We start from the raw sequence: 17,479 nt of genomic DNA, 5'->3' as shown, positions 1-17,479 counted from the left end.
GACGCCGCGTCGCGGCGCCCGTTCGTTAGCCCAACGGTGTGACTTACTTCGCCGCGACTTTCGCGCCCGCCGGTGCCACCGGCACGATGCGGTTGTCGATGAACTGCGCCCACACGTAGTCTTGTGCCGACAGCGCGTCGTGCTGCTGCTCGCTGAAGGGCTTCACGTAGGTTTTGATGAGACCGTCGTAGCGGTCGATCTTGTAGAAGCCCGTGCGGATCGCATCGCCGTTGGTCGAACCGGCTTTGTCGATGGCGAGCGCGGTGAGACGCATCGCGTCGTAGGCATTGGCGACACCCACGGCCGGGGTGATGTCGTCGGCGCCCTTGATGTCCGAATACTTCGCCTTGAGGGCGGCGACGACGCGCGTGCTTACCGGCGACGTCGCGCCGAAGAAGCTATACGTCTGCACGAAATGCACGGTCTTGGCGTTGGGGCCGGCCAGCTCGGTGAAGCGCCCGCCTGCGGGGCCCCAGTGCGAGACGATAGGCACCTTCCAGCCCATGCGGTCGAGCGACTTCACCACCTGTGCCGACGGACCGACGTTTCCGACCATCAGCAAGGTGTCCGCGCCAGCAGCCTTCAGGCGCCCCAGTTGCGGCGTGACGTCCACGTCGTTCGCCTCGAACTTCTCGACGGCGGCGGGCTTCGTGCCCTTGGCGGCGAGTGCCGCGACGATGCCTTTCTCGTTCGACTCGCCCCACGGGTTGTTCACGAGAATCAGGCCGAGCTTTTTCGCACCGAACGTCTGCTGCGCGTAGTTCACCATCGCGCCGTCGACGATTTCATCGACAGCCGACACACGGAACACATAGTTCGGATTGGCCCCGTTACGGGTAATCGGCGTGCCGGCGGCCCACGGCCCCATGAACGGCACTTTCTCCTGATTGGCGATCGGCACGATGGCCATTGAGACCGGCGTATCCAGTCCGCCGAAGAGCACCGCCACCTTGTCCTTGTAAATCAGCTCGCGTGCGGCGAGCACGCCCTTGGCGGGGTTGCCTTCGTCATCACGGCGCACCAGTTCAAGCTTGCGGCCGCCTAGCACGCCGCCACTCGCGTTGATCTCGTCGATGGCGATCGTCATGCCGCGCGTGAGCGCTTCACCGGCGCGCGCCGACTGGCCGGAGAGCGCGGTGACGAGGCCGATCTTGACCGTGTCCGCCGCATAGCTAGTGATGCTCGCGAACGACATGCCGGCCGCCGTCAGTGCGAGGACTCCGGTGCGAAGCCACTGGCGGCGGGAGCGGGATAGGGCGGATACCGGCGTCGAGCCAGCGATATCGGCAGTGAGGGCAGCGTTGGGACGTGCAGAGGCAGACATGAGCAATCTCCGTAAGGGCGCAGACGACAGTTCGAAGGCGGATCGAAAGCGAATCAGAAGCGAATCAAAAGGGCGGACCACTGCCCGGCATCGGGCACCGCCCGTGATATGCAGCCCGTACGCAAGAGGTGTGCCACCTCGTCGACATTTCTTCGATATCGGTCTGCACGATATGAATGGCAACGTGTTGACGATCTGGCATCGAAATTGCGAACGATTGTGTGTAGCGTTCGTAGACGATGTGTTTTGCGCCAATTCGGAACGCGCCCGCACTGCGGCGGTGCGCCAATGTTTCAAGACGGCTCACGAATACACCGACGACGAATGAACGGCCTCAGAACTTGAGCCTCTCGCGACGCCCAATGGCAACGACGACACAAGATGACTTCTGCCCTGACTCTTCCGGAACGCGATGACGTGGTGACCGACGACACGCGCTTCGGCGCACTGCGCTCGCACGACCGCTTCGACTATCTGCCCATCACGGCACGCGACACGTATCGCTGGCCTAACGGCGCACGGCTGGCCGTCTATCTCGGCTTCAATCTGGAGCACTTCGCTTTCGGAGAAGGGTTGGGCGCGAATCTCGGCCCCGCCTCGCCGCAGCCGGACGTGCTCAACTACAGCTGGCGCGAGTACGGCAACCGGGTCGGCGCGTGGCGTTGTCTCGATCTGTTCGACGACCTGTCGATGCCTGTGGGGGCGGTGCTCAATACGTCGTTGCTCGATCACTGTCCCGAGCTTGTGCACGCGTGCGTGGCGCGCGGACACGAACTGATCGGGCACGGCCATACCAATGCGCATCGGCAAAGCGACTTCGAGTACGCGCACGAGCACGATCTGCTGGCGCATTGCCGCGCGCGTCTGACGGAGGCAACCGGCCATACGCCGACCGGGTGGCTCTCGCCATGGATATCGGAGACGCATCACACGCCGGATCTGCTCTCGCGCACGGGCTACCGCTATACGCTCAACTGGTGTCACGACGACCGCCCGGTGCGCATGCGCACCGCTCACGGCACGCTGTGGTCGGTGCCGTATCCGCAGGAGGTGAACGACATCCCCATGATCGTCGGGCGCCAGATGGATGGCGCGGCTTTCGCCGACATGATTGTCGACAACTTCGACGAGATGTACGCGCAGGCGGAGCACCCGACGCGCGGGCAGCCGCTCGTGATGGGGATTGCACTGCATCCATATCTCGTGGGGCAACCGTATCGGCTTCGGCATCTGCGACGCGCGCTGACGCTCATCGCGCAAGCGGCGCAGCGTGGCGAGATCTGGATTGCGACGCCCGGCGAAATTACCTCGCACGTCGCCTCGGTCAGCGTCGACCAGCCTGACACCGTCATGGGATGAGCGCATCATGACGCTCAAGCCGTATTGCCCGGATTGCCAGACCTCGACCTTATTGCCCTTGTCGCTTATGCCAGCCACTTTCAAACCCTCGCCCACGCCCCGTCGTGCGCGCCGCAGTGCCGCCAACACCACGGCCGCGCAGGATACCGAGTCCCGCTTGCTCTCGTTGCACTCGCCCGTCTCTAGCGACGCCCGCGACGCCGACGAGCAGAGCGCCGAGACGCGCATCGAGACGAACATCTATCGCACCATCGTCGATGGCGTGCTGGCGCACCGTCTCACGCCCGGCACAAAGCTCCCCGAGCCGGAGCTCTGCCAACTGTTCGACGTGGGCCGTGCGGTCGTGCGCCGCGTGCTGGAGCGTCTGGCGCACGACGGTATCGTCACGTTGCGCCCGAACAAAGGGGCCGTGATCGCCGAGCCGACACCGGAGGAAACGCGCGAAATTTTCGAAGCGCGGCGGGCGTTGGAGCGTTCGCTGGTCGAGCTTGCCGTATCGCGTGTGACCGAAGACGACCTCGCCATGCTGCGGCGTCAACTCGATGCCGAACATGAAGCGATGCACCGTTTCGATCAGCCGTCATGGGCGCGGCTGGCGAGCGACTTCCACCTGCGCGTGGCCGCGCTGGCGGGCAACGCCGTGTTACAGCGCTATCTCACCGAACTGATTTCGCGGTGTTCGCTTATCGTCGGGCTGTACGAGCCGCCGGGCTATGCCCCGTGCGAACACGACGAGCATGCCGCGATCGTGGCGTGCATCGAGCAACGCGACGCCGCAGGGGCCATCGCCCGCATGCAGTCGCATCTCGAAGAGCTTGAGCGTCGCATCGAGACGACCCGGATGCGCGGGCAGAAGAGTCTGGCGTCGTTGCTCGGCTTGCCGGAGGTCGCCGCCGTCGAGGACAACGCCCCGTCGCCCGCGCCAGTCAAACGCACCAGCCCCCAACGCACTGCCCGCAAACGCGCCTGAGGTCATCGCATGGAAATCGACTTCCGTGAAATCACGGCGTATCAGCGCTACAAGCTGATGGCCAGCCTGATCGTGCCGCGCCCGATCGCGCTGGTCACGACGATCAACGATGGCGGCACGGTCAACGCGGCGCCGTTCTCGATGTTCAACATGCTCGGTGAAGAGCCGCCGATCCTGATGCTCTCGATCAACCGGCTTGACGACGATTCGCTCAAGGACACCGCCACGAACATCCTGCGCGACCGGGAGTACGTCGTGCATCTGACCGACGAGGCGATGACGGCCCGCATGCACGCGTGCGGCGAGCGCCTGCCGCCGACCGAGAGCGAACTCGCACACGCCGGACTCACGCCGGTGCCAAGCAGTCTCGTCGCACCGCCCCGCATCGCCGAAGCGCCGGTCGCGTTCGAATGCACCTTGTGGGAGACGCTGGAGACACCAAGCCGTCACATCTTCATCGGCCGCGTCGAGCGCATGCATGCCCGTGACGAGTTGATCGATACGGAAAACTGGCGCGTGCGCTTGCAGAACTACTTCCCGGTCGGGCGCTTCGGCGCGAGCTTCTACGTCGACACGCGCAATCGCTTCTCGCTGGAGCAAAGCGACGGGCAGCCCACGGCCGCGACGGCCGTTGACGAGATGTGAGGGCATTGACCCGCCTATTGACGCGCGATCTTGGGTCACCCGGATCCGAAACATCGATTTGACAATTTACCAACCAACTAGTAGATTGGCTGTCATTCACCGTTTTCACCCGCGTCAATGGCGGGTTCGGGTGCCGCATGCCGAGCCCCGTTGACGTCAATCGAGCCAAGGACCCATGACCGTAGAGCTGTCACCGCGCGCCACTGAAATCGCCGATCACACCAAGCAATTGCTGGCGGCGGGGGGGTATCACGGGTTCAGTTACGCGGATCTGTCCGAGCGTGTGAACATTGGTAAAGCCAGCATCCACCACCATTTCCCGAGCAAGGCGGAACTGGTGCTGACGGTCGTCAAGCGTCACCGGGAGCAAGCCGAAGCCGGGTTGGCGGCGCTGGACCAGCATGTGCCGGACCCGACGGCACGGCTGAGTGCTTACACCGACTATTGGGCGCAATGCATCCGTGACGGCTCGATGCCCGTGTGTATTTGCGCCATGCTCGCCGCCGAGCTGCCGATGATTCCCAAGGAGATTGCCGACGAGGTTCGCGGCTACTTCGACGATCTGGCCGCGTGGATCGCGACGGTACTTGCTGCCGGCGTGGCGAAGGGGCAATTCAAGTTGCGCGATAGCGCACGCGTGGAGGCACAAACGTTTATGTCCACGGTGCACGGCGCCATGTTGACGGCGCGTGCGTTGGGCAGTGCAGATTCGTTTCAGGCCATTTCGCAGGCGGCGATCCACCGCTTGCGCGCAACGGACTGAGTATCGTTCGGCCGGAACGGAAGGAAGAGCAGGGCGCTTTGGCGCCCAATTATTGGATCTTTATATCAACCAACTAGTTGGTTGATTATTTGATGATGATTTCTCAGACGGAGTCTATTGCCATGCCTCATCCCATTTCCACTTTGGGCGCGGCTCACACCGCCGTCAGTCTCGTGACTTTTGCTGCGGGGCTGATCAGCTTCGTCCGGTATCGGCAGATCGAAAGCACCAGCCGATCGGGCAAGCTTTATCTGGCCGGGATGTTGATCTCGGTGCTGACGTCGTTCGGGTTGTCCAGTACGGGCGGTTTCAACGCGGGCCATGCGCTGGGCATCTTGGCCTTGCTCGCGACACTGGGCGGGCTGGTCATCCCGCGCATCGATTTTCTGGGACGCTCGCGGCACTACCTGTCGCAATTCGCCTTCGCATTCAGCTTCTTCCTGCTGATGGTGCCGGGTATCAACGAGACGCTGACGCGGCTGCCAGCCGGTCATCCGCTCGCAAGCGGTCCGCAGTCGCCACTGGTGCGTGGCGCGCTCACGGCATGGCTGGGTGTCTTCTTGATCGGGGCCGTCGTGCAGTTTCTGTGGCTGCGTGCGCAGCGCAGCCGTGCGTGAACGGCCTTTGTGTGGAATTGCCGGGTTAGCGCGTTGCCAGCGCAAACTCCACCGCCGCCTTGGCGTGCAAGGCGGTCGTGTCGAGCAGTAGCAATGCGTTGTCCTCGGGCTTCACCAGCAGCGAGATTTCGGTGCAGCCGAGGACGATGGCTTGCGCACCGCGCGCTGCGAGTCGTGCCATGACCTCCTGATACGCGGCACGCGACGTGTCTTTGACGATGCCGACACAGAGCTCGTCGTAGATCACGCGATGGACCACTTCGCGATCCGCTGCATCGGGCACGAGCACCTCGAGCCCGAACTTCTCACGCAGGCGCGACTTGATGAAGTCCTGTTCCATCGTGAATGCCGTCCCCAGCAGTCCGACGCAGGTGATGCCGCGCGCTTTGGCAGCGTCGCCGACAGGGTCCGCGACATGCAGCAGCGGGATGGATACCGCATCTTCGATAAAGCCCGCAAGCTTGTGCATCGTGTTCGTGCAAAGCACCACACACTCGGCACCGCCCGCTTCAAGGCGCTGCGCCGCCTGTTGCAGCAACACGCCGGCATCGTCCCAACGTCCCTCGTGCTGGGCGCGCTCGATCGGACCGAAATCGACGCTGAACATCAGCATCTCGGCCGAGCGCAACGGCCCGAGCCGGGTCTGCACGGCTTCGTTGATGATGCGGTAGTACTCGGCGCTGGACTGCCAGCTCATACCGCCGATAAGGCCGATGGTGCGCATGAAAACTCCTTCTGCAATGGGCGACAACAGCGGGCCGGTCAATCTATCGCCGCACCAACGCCACGACATAGACACAGGGCTGCTTGCCCGGATTGCGGAACGTGCAAGGTGCGGGCGGTCCCAACTGAAGGCAGTCGCCCGCCTTCAGTTCATAAGTCAGCTCACCCTCGTCGAACATCAACGTGCCTTGCTGCACCCAGATCTGCTGATGCTGGAACGTGAACGCCGACGACGGATACGACACATTCACACCCGGCGGCAGCGTGACCTCCAGCAGTTCCAGCATGCCGCCATTGCGCGGCGACACCGCGCGGCGCAGGTAGCCCGTCTCCGGGTCTTGCCAGACGAGTTGCTCGTCGGCGCGGCTCAACCGCTCGCCCGACTGTTCTGCGAGCGAGAGCAGCATCGACAGTTGCAGGCCGAACGCGCCTGACAGGCGCCCCAGCAACGTGGCGGTCGGCGAGGCGGCGCCCCGCTCGATCTTGCTGATCATCGCTTTCGACACGCCGGAGCGCTCGGCAAGGTCGCCCAGCGACCAGCCGCGAGACTCGCGTTCGATTCGGATGCGATGCGAAATCGCCGGCGTCGGATCGGCCATCGGGGGCGTCATGCTGTGATTCCAAAGGTGTCGAGTTGCGAAATTATACAAGTCGACTCTCGCACCGACCCACCGAAATACGACGACGCCTCCCGCCCGTACTCCGTGTTAACCCCCATCTGAAACATTTTTGATCGTAGTCAAACGTCTACTATAGTAAACAGCAACGACGATTCGACAGCCGTCGATTCCGCTTTCAAATTTGTTGCAGACAAGGAGTCAACATGCCCCGTGAAATTCGGCTGAACGCTTTCGAGATGAACTGCGTGGGTCATATTCAGCAAGGTCTCTGGACGCATCCCCGCGATCAATCCACGCGCTACGGCGAGCTTCAGTACTGGGTCGACTACGCGAAGAAGCTGGAGAAGGGGCTGTTCGACGGCATGTTCTTCGCGGATGTGGTCGGCGTGTACGACGTCTATGGCGGTAACGCTGATGCCGCGCTGCGCAATGCCGTGCAAGTGCCGGTCAACGACCCGCTGATGCTCATTCCGGCCATGGCCACTGCCACGCAACACCTCGGTTTCGGCGTCACGGCCAACCTCACGTATGAGCAGCCGTTCCTGTTTGCGCGACGCATGTCCACGCTCGATCATCTGACGGGCGGGCGCATCGGCTGGAACATCGTCACGGGCTATCTCGACAGCGCCGCGCGCGCCATCGGCATCGAAGGCCAGATTGCGCACGACGACCGCTACGACCTTGCCGACGAATACATGTCGCTCGTCTACAAGCTTTGGGAAGGCAGCTGGGACGACGACGCTGTGGTGGCCGACCGTGCGGGTGGCGTGTACGCCGATCCGTCGAAAGTGCGGGTCATTCATCACCACGGCAAGCAATACAAGGTCGACGCCATGCATCTGAGCGCACCGTCGCCGCAACGCACGCCCGTGCTCTATCAGGCCGGCTCGTCCCCGCGCGGCTGCCAGTTCGCTGCCACGCACGCCGAGTGCGTCTTCGTGAACGGTCAGAAGATGGACGGCGTGAAAGAGATCGTCGACACGATCCGCGCACAAGCCGTCGCGCACGGCCGCAATGGCGGCGACGTCAAGGTCTTCATGGGTGCCACGCCCATCGTGGGCCGTACCGATGCCGAGGCAAAAGAGAAATTCGAAGAGTATCGTCGTTACGTGAGCTCCGAAGGTGCGCTCGCGCACGCCGCAGCATCGCTGGGCATCGACTTCGCCAAGTACGACATCGACGAGCCGATCGACACCGGCAAGAGTCAGGCCATCGTGTCGAATGTGACCGCGATGACGCGTGCGGCCGGTCCGCAGTGGACTCGCCGCAAGCTGCTCGAACAGATGGTGCTGGGCAGCCGCCAGACGCCGTGGGTCGGTTCCGCACAGAGCATTGCCGACCAGATGATGTCGTGGAGCGAAGCTACCGGCATCGACGGCTTCAACCTGTCGCGCACCGTCGTGCCGGAATGCTTCGAAGACGTGATCGATCTCGTCGTGCCGCTGTTGCAGGAGCGCGGCGCGTACAAGACCTCGTACGGCGAAGGCACCTATCGCAAGAAGCTATTCGGCCATGACCGTCTGCCGCAATCGCACAGCGCCGCGCAATACCGCTCGGGCAACAACACGGGCACGAAGTAAGCCCGCCGTGAATCGCAACCGTCACGTTTTGAACGAGGAAAACGACATGGACAAGAGCACGGTGGATAAATCGATCTTCCGCGAAGCGATGGCGGGGCTGGGCGCTGCCGTCAACGTCATCACCACCGACGGCCCCGGCGGTCTCGCCGGCTGCACGGCGTCGGCCGTGTGCGCCGTCACCGACGATCCGCCCACGCTGCTCGTGTGCATCAACCGGGCGAGCCGCAACAACGCCGTCATGCGCGAGAACGCCCGCCTGTGCGTGAACGTGCTGTCGGCCGATCAACGCGATATCGCCATGCAGTTCGCCAGCAAAGACCTCTCCATCGAGACCCGCTTTGCCAGCGGCGACTGGGACACGATGGAGACCGGCGCGCCCGCGTTGCGCGGCGCCGTCAGCGTACTCGACTGCGAGGTGGCCTCGGTCACGGAAGTGGGCACGCATACGGTCTTCTTCTGTGAAGTGAAGGCCGCCCGTTCCACCAACGCGCTCGATGGACTGATCTATTTCGCACGCGGTTTCCACCGCGTGGGTATGGTCGCCCAATCGGCGAGCGCGTGAGGGCGGACGCGTCATGGAATCAATGAGCACCGCCCGCCACCATCGCGCACCACGCGGCAGACTCGCATCGCTGGCGATCGTGCTGCTGGCGCAGGTGGCAGCGATGGGCGTCTGGTTTTCGTCGACGACTGCCGTCGCGCTCATCAAGCGAACGCAGGCGATTGCGTCGGGCGACGAGGCGATGCTCACGGGCGCTGTGCAACTCGGCTTTGTCATCGGCACTGTCGTGTCGGCGACGCTGGCGCTGCCTGATCGATACGACCTGCGCAAGATCTTCGCCGCGTCGGCCCTGATGGCGGCGATCACGACCGGTGCGCTGGCGGTGCTGCCGCCGACGGGCCCTCTGGTGATCGTGCTACGCCTGCTCACCGGCATGTGTATGGCTGGCGTGTACCCCGTGGGCATCCGGCTGGTGGCCACGTGGGCGAAGGCCGACCTTGGCCTGCTGATCGGTTTGCTGGTGGCGGCGCTCACGCTGGGCTCGGCGAGCCCGCATCTGATCGGCGGATGGCAGGACCTCGACTGGCGCTGGGTCTATCTGGTTGCGGCGATGCTGGCGGTGACCTCGGGCGTGGCGATCGTTTTCGCCACCATCGGTCCGAACATCAAGCGGGCGTCGCGCGTCGACTTCTCGAAGGTGACGCAAGCGTGGCGCGACCCGGCCGTGCGACTGGCGAATCTGGGGTATCTCGGCCACATGTGGGAGCTGTACGCGATGTGGGCGTGGCTGGGGCTGTTTCTGCAATACACACTGCATTTGCATGGCGTGGCCGATTTTCACGAGAAGGCGGAAGTGCTGACCTTCGCGGTGATTGCGTTCGGTGCGGTCGGCGCGTGGGCCGGGGGACTGCTCGCCGACCGCATCGGCCGAACGCTCGTCACGATTGGCGCGATGGCGGTCAGTGCGACGTGCGCAGCGGTCATCGGCTGGCTGCCGGGCGCGCCGCTGGCGATCGTCGTGGGCGTGGCGTTCGTGTGGGGCTTCTCGGTGATCGCGGATTCGGCGCAGTTCTCGGCGGCCGTGGCCGAGCTGGCAGACCCGACGTCGGTCGGCACGTTGCTCACCGCACAGACGTGCGCCGGGTTCCTGCTCACGCTCGCCAGCATCCGGCTGGTTCCCGTCGTCGTGGCCCATCTCGGCTGGGCCGGTGGCATGGGCATGCTGGCGATCGGTCCTGTACTCGGTTGCCTCGTGATGTGGCGGTTGCGTCAGCACCCGGCATCGCGCCGCATGGCGGGCGGCAAGCGATAGCGCATTCGTCTTCTTTCGTTCTCTCCTTCCTGTTTTCGAGACGTTGAAATGTATTCCTACCCTGACATCAAGATGCTGATCGGCGGTCAGTGGCGCAGCGCGCCCGGCCAGCCCGTGACGAACCCTTCGGAGGGCACGACGATCGGCATGGTGCCGACGGCGACGCTCGCCGACCTCGACGCCGCGCTGTCGGCCGCCGACAAGGGGTTCCGCGTCTGGCGGCGTACGTCGCCCGCGCAGCGCACCGAGATCATGTTGCGCGCCATCGCGTTGCTCAAGGAACGCGTTGAAAGCATTGCCTTCGCGATTTCGCTGGAGCAGGGCAAGACGCTGGCACAGGCACGGGCCGAAGTGCTGCGCGGCTGCGACCTGATGACGTGGGATGCCAATGAAGGCAAGCGCCTCTACGGCCGCGTGATTCCCGCCGAGCCGGGCATGCGTCACACGGTGGTGCGTGAGCCCGTCGGCGTGATCGCGGCGTTCACCCCGTGGAACTTCCCGATGAGCTCGCCCGCCCGCAAGGTCGGTGGCGCGCTCGCCGCCGGTTGTTCGATCATTCTCAAGGCGGCAGAGGAAACCCCGGCCGGTGCCGTGCTGATGGCGCAGGCGTTTCAGGACGCAGGCTTGCCGGATGGTGTGTTCAACCTTGTTTTCGGTGATCCGGCCATGATCTCGTCGCACCTGATCGCCAGCCCGGTCGTGCGCGGCATCACGTTCACCGGCTCGACGCCGGTCGGCAAGCATCTCGCAGGTCTCGCGGCCAAGGCCATGAAGCCGGCCATTCTGGAATTGGGCGGCCATGCGCCGGTCATCGTGTGCGACGACGCTGATCCCGAAGCGGCCGCGCTCGCCTGTGTCAAAGGCAAGCTCAACAACGCGGGGCAGGTCTGCGTGGCCCCCACACGCTTCTTTGTGCATCGCAACGTCTACGACGCCTTCGTGAATGCCTTCGCGCGTCACGGCGGCGCCATTCGTGCGGGCCACGCGCTGGAGTCATCGAACGATATTGGTCCGGTGGTGAACCAGCGCCGTCTGGATGCACTGCACTCGCTGGTCGACGACGCCGTCGCGCTCGGTGCCCGTGTGGTCTGCGGCGGCGAGCGCAACGACGGCCCGGGCTACGTTTTCCCGTTCACCGCACTCGCAGATGTGCCGGCCGATGCGCGCGCCATGCTCGAAGAGCCGTTCGGTCCGCTCTCGCTCATCGTGCCGGTCGACAGTCTGGACGACGCCATCGCACGCGCTAACGAAGTGCCGTACGGCCTCGCGGGCTACGCCTTCACGCGCTCGGCGGCCAACGCTTACCGGTTGGGCGACGAACTCGAAGTCGGCAACCTCGCGATCAATCATCTGGTGTCGGCCGTCTCCGAAACCCCGTTCGGCGGCGTGAAAGACAGCGGCTACGGCAGAGAAGGCGGCACCGAGGGGCTTGAGTGCTACACGCACGTCAAGAGCATCTCTCACCTGATGGAACCGGCGTAACCCGACGACGGCTCCGACGCGGGGAATCGTACGGGACACGCTTCGCCGCATTCGTGAAGCGCCGCACGGCGACGGTCACTTTTGTGATCCGCCGTTCGGCACGACAAGCAAACGGGAACAACCTGGAGATGTGCATGCGGTCCATATATCTATTAGCACTCCTACCTGTATTGGCGGTTCTGGTAGGTCCGTTTTTCGTCAATCGCGTCACGCCGTACGTACTCGGCATGCCGTTTCTGCTGGCATGGCTGGCAGGGGCGCTCGTGCTCACGTCGATTGTGATGGCCATCATTTTCTATGCCGATCAGGCGCGACTCGCGTCGTCTGATCACGGTGGCGAAGGAGCCTGAGCATGAATAGCGCATTGATCTTTATTTTTCTGGCGGTCGCGCTGGCGCTGTTCCTCGGCATCCGGGCGCGTCGCGGCAAGGACATGAGTCTGGAGCAGTGGACCGTCGGCGGACGCGGCTTCGGCGCAGCCATCGTGTTCCTGCTGATGGCGGGCGAAATCTATACGACGTTCGTCTTCCTCGGCGGCAGCGGCTATGCCTACGGGCACGGCGCAGGCGCGTACTACCTGCTGGGCTACGGCAGCCTGCCGTTCATCCTGTCGTACTTCCTGCTGCCGCCGATCTGGCGCTATGCCAAAGAGCGCCGGCTGATTTCGCAGCCGGACTTCTTCGCGTCGAAGTACGACAGTCCGGTGCTGGGCGTGCTTGTCGCCATCGTCGGCTTCGCGGCACTCGTGCCGTACCTCGTGCTGCAACTCAAGGGGCTGGGCATCATCGTCAGCGTGTCGTCGTACTCGGCCATTTCCTCGAATCAGGGCGTGCTGATCGGCGCCGTTGTGGTGGCTGTGTACGTTGCGCTCTCCGGCGTGCACGGCTCGGCATGGACGTCGGTGGTCAAGGACGCACTCGTCATGTTCGTCGCCGTGTTCCTCGGCCTCTATCTGCCGTACCACTACTACGGTGGGGTGGGCGACATGTTCGCGGCCATCGAAAAGGCGAAACCCGGCTTTTTGGCACTGCGCGATGTGGGCGAGAGCCCTGTGTGGATGGTCTCGACGGTGATTCTGTCGACGCTGGGCTTCTACATGTGGCCGCACATGTTCATGGCCACGTACACGGCCAAGCGCGAGGAAGTGCTGCGCCGTAACGCCTTCGTGCTGCCGATCTACCAGTTGATGCTGCTGTTCATCCTGTTCGTGGGCTTCTCGGCGGTGCTTGCCGTGCCGGGCCTGACGGGCGGCGATATCGATCTGGCGCTGTTCAAGGTGTCGCTCAAGACGTTCGATCCGTGGTTCGTCGGTGTGATCGGTGCGGCCGGGATTCTGACGGCACTCGTGCCGGGGTCGATGATTCTGATGACTTCCGCCACGCTGCTCGCGAACAACGTGTATCGCCCGCTGCGTCCGAAAGCCACCGATGCGGATGTGGCTCGTTTGGCGAAGTGGCTCGCACCGGTAGTGATGGCGCTGGCGGTGCTGTTCACGCTGAACGGCGGGCAGACCATCGTGGCGTTGCTGCTGATGGCCTATGCGTTGGTGACGCAGTTGTTCCCGGTGCTGCTGGCGAGCTTGATCGGCAAGCATCTCGTGACGCGTCCGGCGGCGTTCGCCAGCATCATCGTCGGTGTGTCGACGGTGGCATGGGTGTCGATCACCAAGAAGTCGGTGGCTGCGCTGTTCCCGTTCTTCCCGGACGCGCTCAAGGACCTCAACGTCGGCATCGTCGCGCTGGTGTTCAACGTGATCACGCTGGTGGTCGTGACGTTGCTCACGCGCCGCACGGCAGGCGCTGCCCGGTTGTCGGCCGATGCGTCCTGACATGCAATGACGACGCATTAATGAAGTGAGCGAGACGCCTGTGCCATCGGGTCATACCGGGTACGGGCGTCTTGCGTGACAGACAAGCTATGACGAATTCCCTAGATATTCCCCGCATCGCCTTCGTGCAGGCGGGCTGGCACGCCGATCTGCTCGACGGCGCGCGCGAAGCGTTTCAGGCGCGCATGGCAGAGCTGGGTGTGCCCGCCGAAGGCATCCGCCACTTCGACGTGCCGGGCGCTTTCGAGATCCCCTTGTTCGCGAGACGGCTCGCGCAAAGCGGCCAGTACGACGCCATCGTCGGCGCTGCGCTGGTTGTCAACGGCGGCATCTACCGTCACGAGTTCGTGGCGCAGGCGGTCGTGGACGGCCTGATGCGCGTGCAACTCGACACCGATGTGCCCGTTTTCTCGATGTCGCTCACGCCGCATCACTTTCACTCGCACGACGAGCACTATGGCTTCTTCGACGAGCACCTTCGTCACAAGGGGCGTGAAGTCGCCGACGCCTGCGTCGGCATGCTGCGCGCCCTCGCCAACATCGCTCCCGAATCCACCCAGAAGGAATCTCAGACATGACGCCCTCAAGCGATCTGGACGCCTTGCTCGCCCAAGGCGGCGACGCGTTGCGCACCCTGCGCCGTGACTTGCACGCGCATCCTGAACTGCGCTTTGAAGAACGTCGAACGGCCGATGTCGTTGCCGACTACCTGGCGTCGCTCGGTTACACCGTCGACCGGGGGATGGCAGGCACGGGTGTCGTCGCCAGTCTGCCGGGGAAAGACCCCACGCGCGGCATCGTGTTGCGCGCCGACATGGACGCGCTGCCGATTCAGGAAGCCAACACGTTTGCCCACGCGTCGTGCCATCACGGCGTGATGCACGCTTGCGGACACGACGGCCACACCACGATGCTGCTCGGTGCAGCCCGGGTACTGCGCGAGCTGCCGCAACTGCCGGGCTCGGTGCACTTTGTCTTCCAGCCGGGAGAGGAGGGTGGTGCGGGGGCGAAGAAGATGATCGACGACGGCCTGTTCGCGCGGTTCCCCACGCAGGCCGTTTTCGGCATGCATAACTGGCCGACGCTCCCGGCGGGCGAGTTCGGTCTGCGCACCGGCCCGATCATGGCCGCGGGCGTGCGCTTTCGGATCACCATTCGCGGCAAGGGCGCCCACGCTGCGCAGCCGCATCTCGGACTCGACCCGATCCCGCTGGCCTGCTCGATGGTGCTTCAGTGCCAGACGCTCACGGCCCGTCACAAGGACCCGGTCGCCCCTGCCGTCGTCTCGGTGTGCATGATGCACGCGGGCGACACCGACAACGTGATTCCCGACACGGCGGAGCTGCGCGGCACGATCCGGACGCTGTCGTCGGCCGTGCTCAACCAGTTGCAAGACGACATCCGCCGTATCGGCGACGGTCTGGCGGCGGCCTACGGCGCGTCGATCGAGACCGAGTTCTTCCAGTACTACCCGGCAACGGTGAACACGAAGCCCGAGACGGCGTTGTGCGAGCAGGTGATTCGCGAGACGTTCGGCGATACGGCGACGCACGCAGACGTGCCGCCCAACATGACGTCGGAAGATTTCGGTTTCATGCTGGAAGCCAAGCCGGGGGCGTACGTGCTCATCGGCAACGCACCGCGCGGCGAGACCGGCGTCGGTCTGCATCATCCGGCTTACGATTTCAACGACGACATCCTCAACGATGGCGTTCGCTATTGGGTCGCACTGGCGCAGGCCTATTACCAGACGAAAAGCAACGACTGAAGTCGGTGAAATAACACCGATGCCGATTTCGATGAATAAAACCAAAGTAAAACGATTGAAATTCGGTATTCAGTTTTAACACGCACAACATCGCTTCAAATCCCCGAAACCCGCTGCTGGTGGGCTTTCGGGGGTGTTCAGCAAATCCTACATCGTTCGGCTAGAGTGTATTTACGCGTAGTTGATATGCGCTTGAGCCGAATTAAAACAAGAGGAGACTTGCTGAAATGCGGTTATTGCTATTGCTTCCGTTTATCGGTTTGTTGTGGGTGCCGTTCTACAACAGTGAGCTGCCGTCGCTGTGGGGATTTCCGTTCTTCTACTGGTACCAGTTTGCTTGGGTGCCGGTGACATCGCTGCTGATCTGGATCGTATTTCGCGATGGTCTGAAGAAGGGGGAAGAGTAAATGAGCGCCGGTATCAATTGGACCGCGCTAGCGGTCTTCGTGTTTTTCTTTGCCCTCGTGACCATCATGGGTTTCTGGGCGTCGCGCTGGATGGCGGGCCCGTCGAACAAGGGCGCGCATCTGGACGAATGGGGTCTGGGCGGGCGTAATTTCGGCGCGTGGATCACGTGGTTCCTCGTAGGCGGCGATTTCTACACCGCCTATACCGTGATCGCTGTTCCGGCACTGGTCTACGCCGTCGGCGCTTACGGGTTCTTCGCGTTGCCCTATACGATTCTCGTCTACCCGATCGTCTTCCTGATCATGCCGAAGCTGTGGCACGCCGCGCACAAGGCGGGCCACGTGACGGCGGCAGATGTCGTCTACGGCCGCTATCAGTCGCGTCCGCTGGAACTTGCCATTGCGATCACGGGGGTGGTGGCGACGATGCCGTACATCGCCTTGCAACTGATCGGTATGGAAGTCGTGATCAAGGCGCTGGGGCTGACGGGCGAACTGCCGCTGCTGGCCGCATTCGTCATTCTGGCGCTGTACACCTACTCGGCGGGTCTGCGGGCGCCGGCGCTCATCGCGTTCGTCAAGGATCTGATGATCTACATCGTCGTCCTCGTCGCCGTGGTGGTCGTACCGGCCAAGCTGGGCGGCTACGGTGTGGTGTTCGATACGGCGCGCGACGTGTTTGCCAAGAAGGGCGGGGCTACCGGTCTGACGCTCAAACCGGCGCAGTTCCTGCCGTTCGCCACACTGGCGCTCGGCTCGGCGATGGCGGCATTCATGTATCCGCACACGCTGACGGGCATTTTCGCCGCCAAGGACGCAAACACGATTCGCAAGAACGCCGTGTTCCTGCCGGCCTACACCGTGCTGCTTGGCCTGATCGCGTTGCTCGGCTTCATGGCCTACGCCGCCGGTGTGAAGGTGCAGACCAACAACGACGTCGTACCGGCGTTGTTCAACGGCCTGTTCCCGAGCTGGTTCGCGGGCTTCGCGTTCGCCGCGATTGCCATCGGTGCCTTGGTGCCGGCTGCCGTGATGTCCATCGGTGCCTCCAACCTCTTCACGCGCAATTTCTGGAAGCCTTACGTCAACCCGAACATCACGAATGAAGGGGAGGCGAAGGTCGCCAAGATCGTGTCGCTGGTCGTGAAGCTGGGTGCGCTGGTGTTCATCCTGTTCCTGCCGACGCAGTTCGCACTCGACCTGCAATTGCTCGGCGGCGTCTGGATCTTGCAGACGTTCCCGGCGCTGGTGTTCGGTCTGTTCGTGGGCTGGTTCGGTGCACGCGCGTTGCTGTGCGGATGGGCCTTCGGCATCGTGTGCGGCAGTTGGCTTGCGTTCGCAGACGGGATCAAACCGGTGCACACCTTCACGCTGGGTGCCGACAAGTACTCGCTCTACACCGGGATCATTGCGCTGGTGGTGAACATCGTCGTTGCGGTGGTCGCCAATGTGCTGCTCGGCAAGGGCTCGCGTCCGGCGCTGCGTAACGCGTAAGGGAGCTTGTATTCAGGCCGCGCGCAGGCGCGGCCAACCACAATGCCCCACGTGCGGGAATTCCGCCGTGGGGCATTGTCGTTTC

Annotated in this window: 18 protein-coding genes; 15 read left to right on the top strand and 3 right to left on the bottom strand. The window is 63.6% G+C overall.

All coding sequences use genetic code 11. The features are described 5' to 3' along the window. Nucleotides 1–43: 43 nt before the first annotated feature. Complete coding sequence (locus CDV44_RS14315; protein WP_087688583.1) at nt 44–1,195, bottom strand: ABC transporter substrate-binding protein; 1,152 nt, start codon at nt 1,193–1,195, stop codon at nt 44–46. Between the two features lie 510 nt (nt 1,196–1,705). On the opposite strand from CDV44_RS14315, the gene CDV44_RS14310 reads away from it, so the two are divergent. The 5 genes from CDV44_RS14310 to CDV44_RS14290 all read left to right on the top strand — a co-directional run bounded on the left by CDV44_RS14310 (nt 1,706) and on the right by CDV44_RS14290 (nt 5,678). Further along, complete coding sequence (locus CDV44_RS14310; RefSeq protein WP_087688582.1) at nt 1,706–2,683, top strand: polysaccharide deacetylase family protein; 978 nt, start codon at nt 1,706–1,708, stop codon at nt 2,681–2,683. Nucleotides 2,684–2,750: 67 nt separating this feature from the next. After that, the gene (locus tag CDV44_RS14305) at nt 2,751–3,653 is read left to right on the top strand and encodes a GntR family transcriptional regulator (protein WP_087688581.1); all 903 of its coding nucleotides are present in this window, start codon (nt 2,751–2,753) and stop codon (nt 3,651–3,653) included. Between the two features lie 9 nt (nt 3,654–3,662). Continuing rightward, entirely contained in the window at nt 3,663–4,298 is a 636-nt protein-coding gene (locus CDV44_RS14300; RefSeq protein WP_087688580.1) for a flavin reductase family protein, read from the top strand. 175 nt (nt 4,299–4,473) lie between these two features. Continuing rightward, nucleotides 4,474–5,061: a TetR/AcrR family transcriptional regulator gene (locus tag CDV44_RS14295; protein WP_087688579.1), complete on the top strand. Its 588-nt coding sequence runs from the start codon at nt 4,474–4,476 to the stop codon at nt 5,059–5,061. Between the two features lie 122 nt (nt 5,062–5,183). After that, on the top strand, nt 5,184–5,678 hold the full coding sequence (locus tag CDV44_RS14290) for a hypothetical protein (RefSeq protein ID WP_087688578.1): 495 nt from the start codon (nt 5,184–5,186) through the stop codon (nt 5,676–5,678). A 25-nt stretch (nt 5,679–5,703) separates the two neighbouring features. Here the strand turns inward: CDV44_RS14290 and CDV44_RS14285 are convergent, their stop codons facing one another. Both CDV44_RS14285 and CDV44_RS14280 read right to left on the bottom strand, forming a co-directional pair. Continuing rightward, nucleotides 5,704–6,402 carry an aspartate/glutamate racemase family protein gene (locus tag CDV44_RS14285; protein ID WP_087688777.1) on the bottom strand — a complete coding sequence of 233 codons (699 nt, stop codon included), beginning with the start codon at nt 6,400–6,402 and terminating at the stop codon, nt 5,704–5,706. Nucleotides 6,403–6,445: 43 nt separating this feature from the next. Then, nucleotides 6,446–7,012, bottom strand: coding sequence for an XRE family transcriptional regulator (locus CDV44_RS14280; protein WP_058375376.1), 567 nt, complete (start codon nt 7,010–7,012; stop codon nt 6,446–6,448). A 212-nt stretch (nt 7,013–7,224) separates the two neighbouring features. Here CDV44_RS14280 and CDV44_RS14275 point away from each other — a divergent pair, with 212 nt between their 5' ends. The 10 genes from CDV44_RS14275 to mctP all read left to right on the top strand — a co-directional run bounded on the left by CDV44_RS14275 (nt 7,225) and on the right by mctP (nt 17,394). Then, complete coding sequence (locus CDV44_RS14275) at nt 7,225–8,601, top strand: LLM class flavin-dependent oxidoreductase (protein WP_087688577.1); 1,377 nt, start codon at nt 7,225–7,227, stop codon at nt 8,599–8,601. 46 nt (nt 8,602–8,647) lie between these two features. Continuing rightward, nucleotides 8,648–9,163 (top strand): flavin reductase, encoded by a 516-nt coding sequence (locus CDV44_RS14270; RefSeq protein ID WP_087688576.1) that lies wholly within the window; start codon nt 8,648–8,650, stop codon nt 9,161–9,163. 13 nt (nt 9,164–9,176) lie between these two features. Next, nucleotides 9,177–10,415, top strand: a complete 1,239-nt coding sequence (locus CDV44_RS14265; RefSeq protein ID WP_087688575.1) for a nitrate/nitrite transporter — start codon at nt 9,177–9,179, stop codon at nt 10,413–10,415. A 48-nt stretch (nt 10,416–10,463) separates the two neighbouring features. Then, a complete protein-coding gene (locus tag CDV44_RS14260) occupies nt 10,464–11,897 on the top strand; it encodes an NAD-dependent succinate-semialdehyde dehydrogenase (RefSeq protein WP_087688574.1) in 1,434 nt (477 codons plus the stop codon). A 128-nt stretch (nt 11,898–12,025) separates the two neighbouring features. Beyond that, a complete protein-coding gene (locus tag CDV44_RS14255) occupies nt 12,026–12,247 on the top strand; it encodes a DUF3311 domain-containing protein (protein ID WP_212677117.1) in 222 nt (73 codons plus the stop codon). Between the two features lie 2 nt (nt 12,248–12,249). Beyond that, complete coding sequence (locus CDV44_RS14250) at nt 12,250–13,725, top strand: sodium:solute symporter (RefSeq protein ID WP_058375370.1); 1,476 nt, start codon at nt 12,250–12,252, stop codon at nt 13,723–13,725. Between the two features lie 89 nt (nt 13,726–13,814). After that, nucleotides 13,815–14,303, top strand: a complete 489-nt coding sequence (locus CDV44_RS14245; RefSeq protein ID WP_087688573.1) for a 6,7-dimethyl-8-ribityllumazine synthase — start codon at nt 13,815–13,817, stop codon at nt 14,301–14,303. Next, nucleotides 14,300–15,493 carry a M20 aminoacylase family protein gene (locus CDV44_RS14240; RefSeq protein ID WP_087688572.1) on the top strand — a complete coding sequence of 398 codons (1,194 nt, stop codon included), beginning with the start codon at nt 14,300–14,302 and terminating at the stop codon, nt 15,491–15,493. Before CDV44_RS14245 ends, CDV44_RS14240 begins: the two co-directional genes overlap by 4 nt. 227 nt (nt 15,494–15,720) lie before the next feature. Continuing rightward, nucleotides 15,721–15,900 carry a DUF3311 domain-containing protein gene (locus CDV44_RS14235; RefSeq protein WP_058375367.1) on the top strand — a complete coding sequence of 60 codons (180 nt, stop codon included), beginning with the start codon at nt 15,721–15,723 and terminating at the stop codon, nt 15,898–15,900. Continuing rightward, nucleotides 15,901–17,394, top strand: coding sequence for a monocarboxylate uptake permease MctP (mctP, locus tag CDV44_RS14230; RefSeq protein WP_087688571.1), 1,494 nt, complete (start codon nt 15,901–15,903; stop codon nt 17,392–17,394). It abuts the gene before it with no gap. Nucleotides 17,395–17,479 lie beyond the last annotated feature (85 nt).

The sequence above is a fragment of the Pandoraea sp. PE-S2R-1 genome, assembly GCF_002179865.1.
Lineage (GTDB): Bacteria > Pseudomonadota > Gammaproteobacteria > Burkholderiales > Burkholderiaceae > Pandoraea.
The sequence above is the reverse complement of the archived record's forward strand: the minus strand, read 5'-3'. Positions and strand labels throughout refer to the sequence as shown.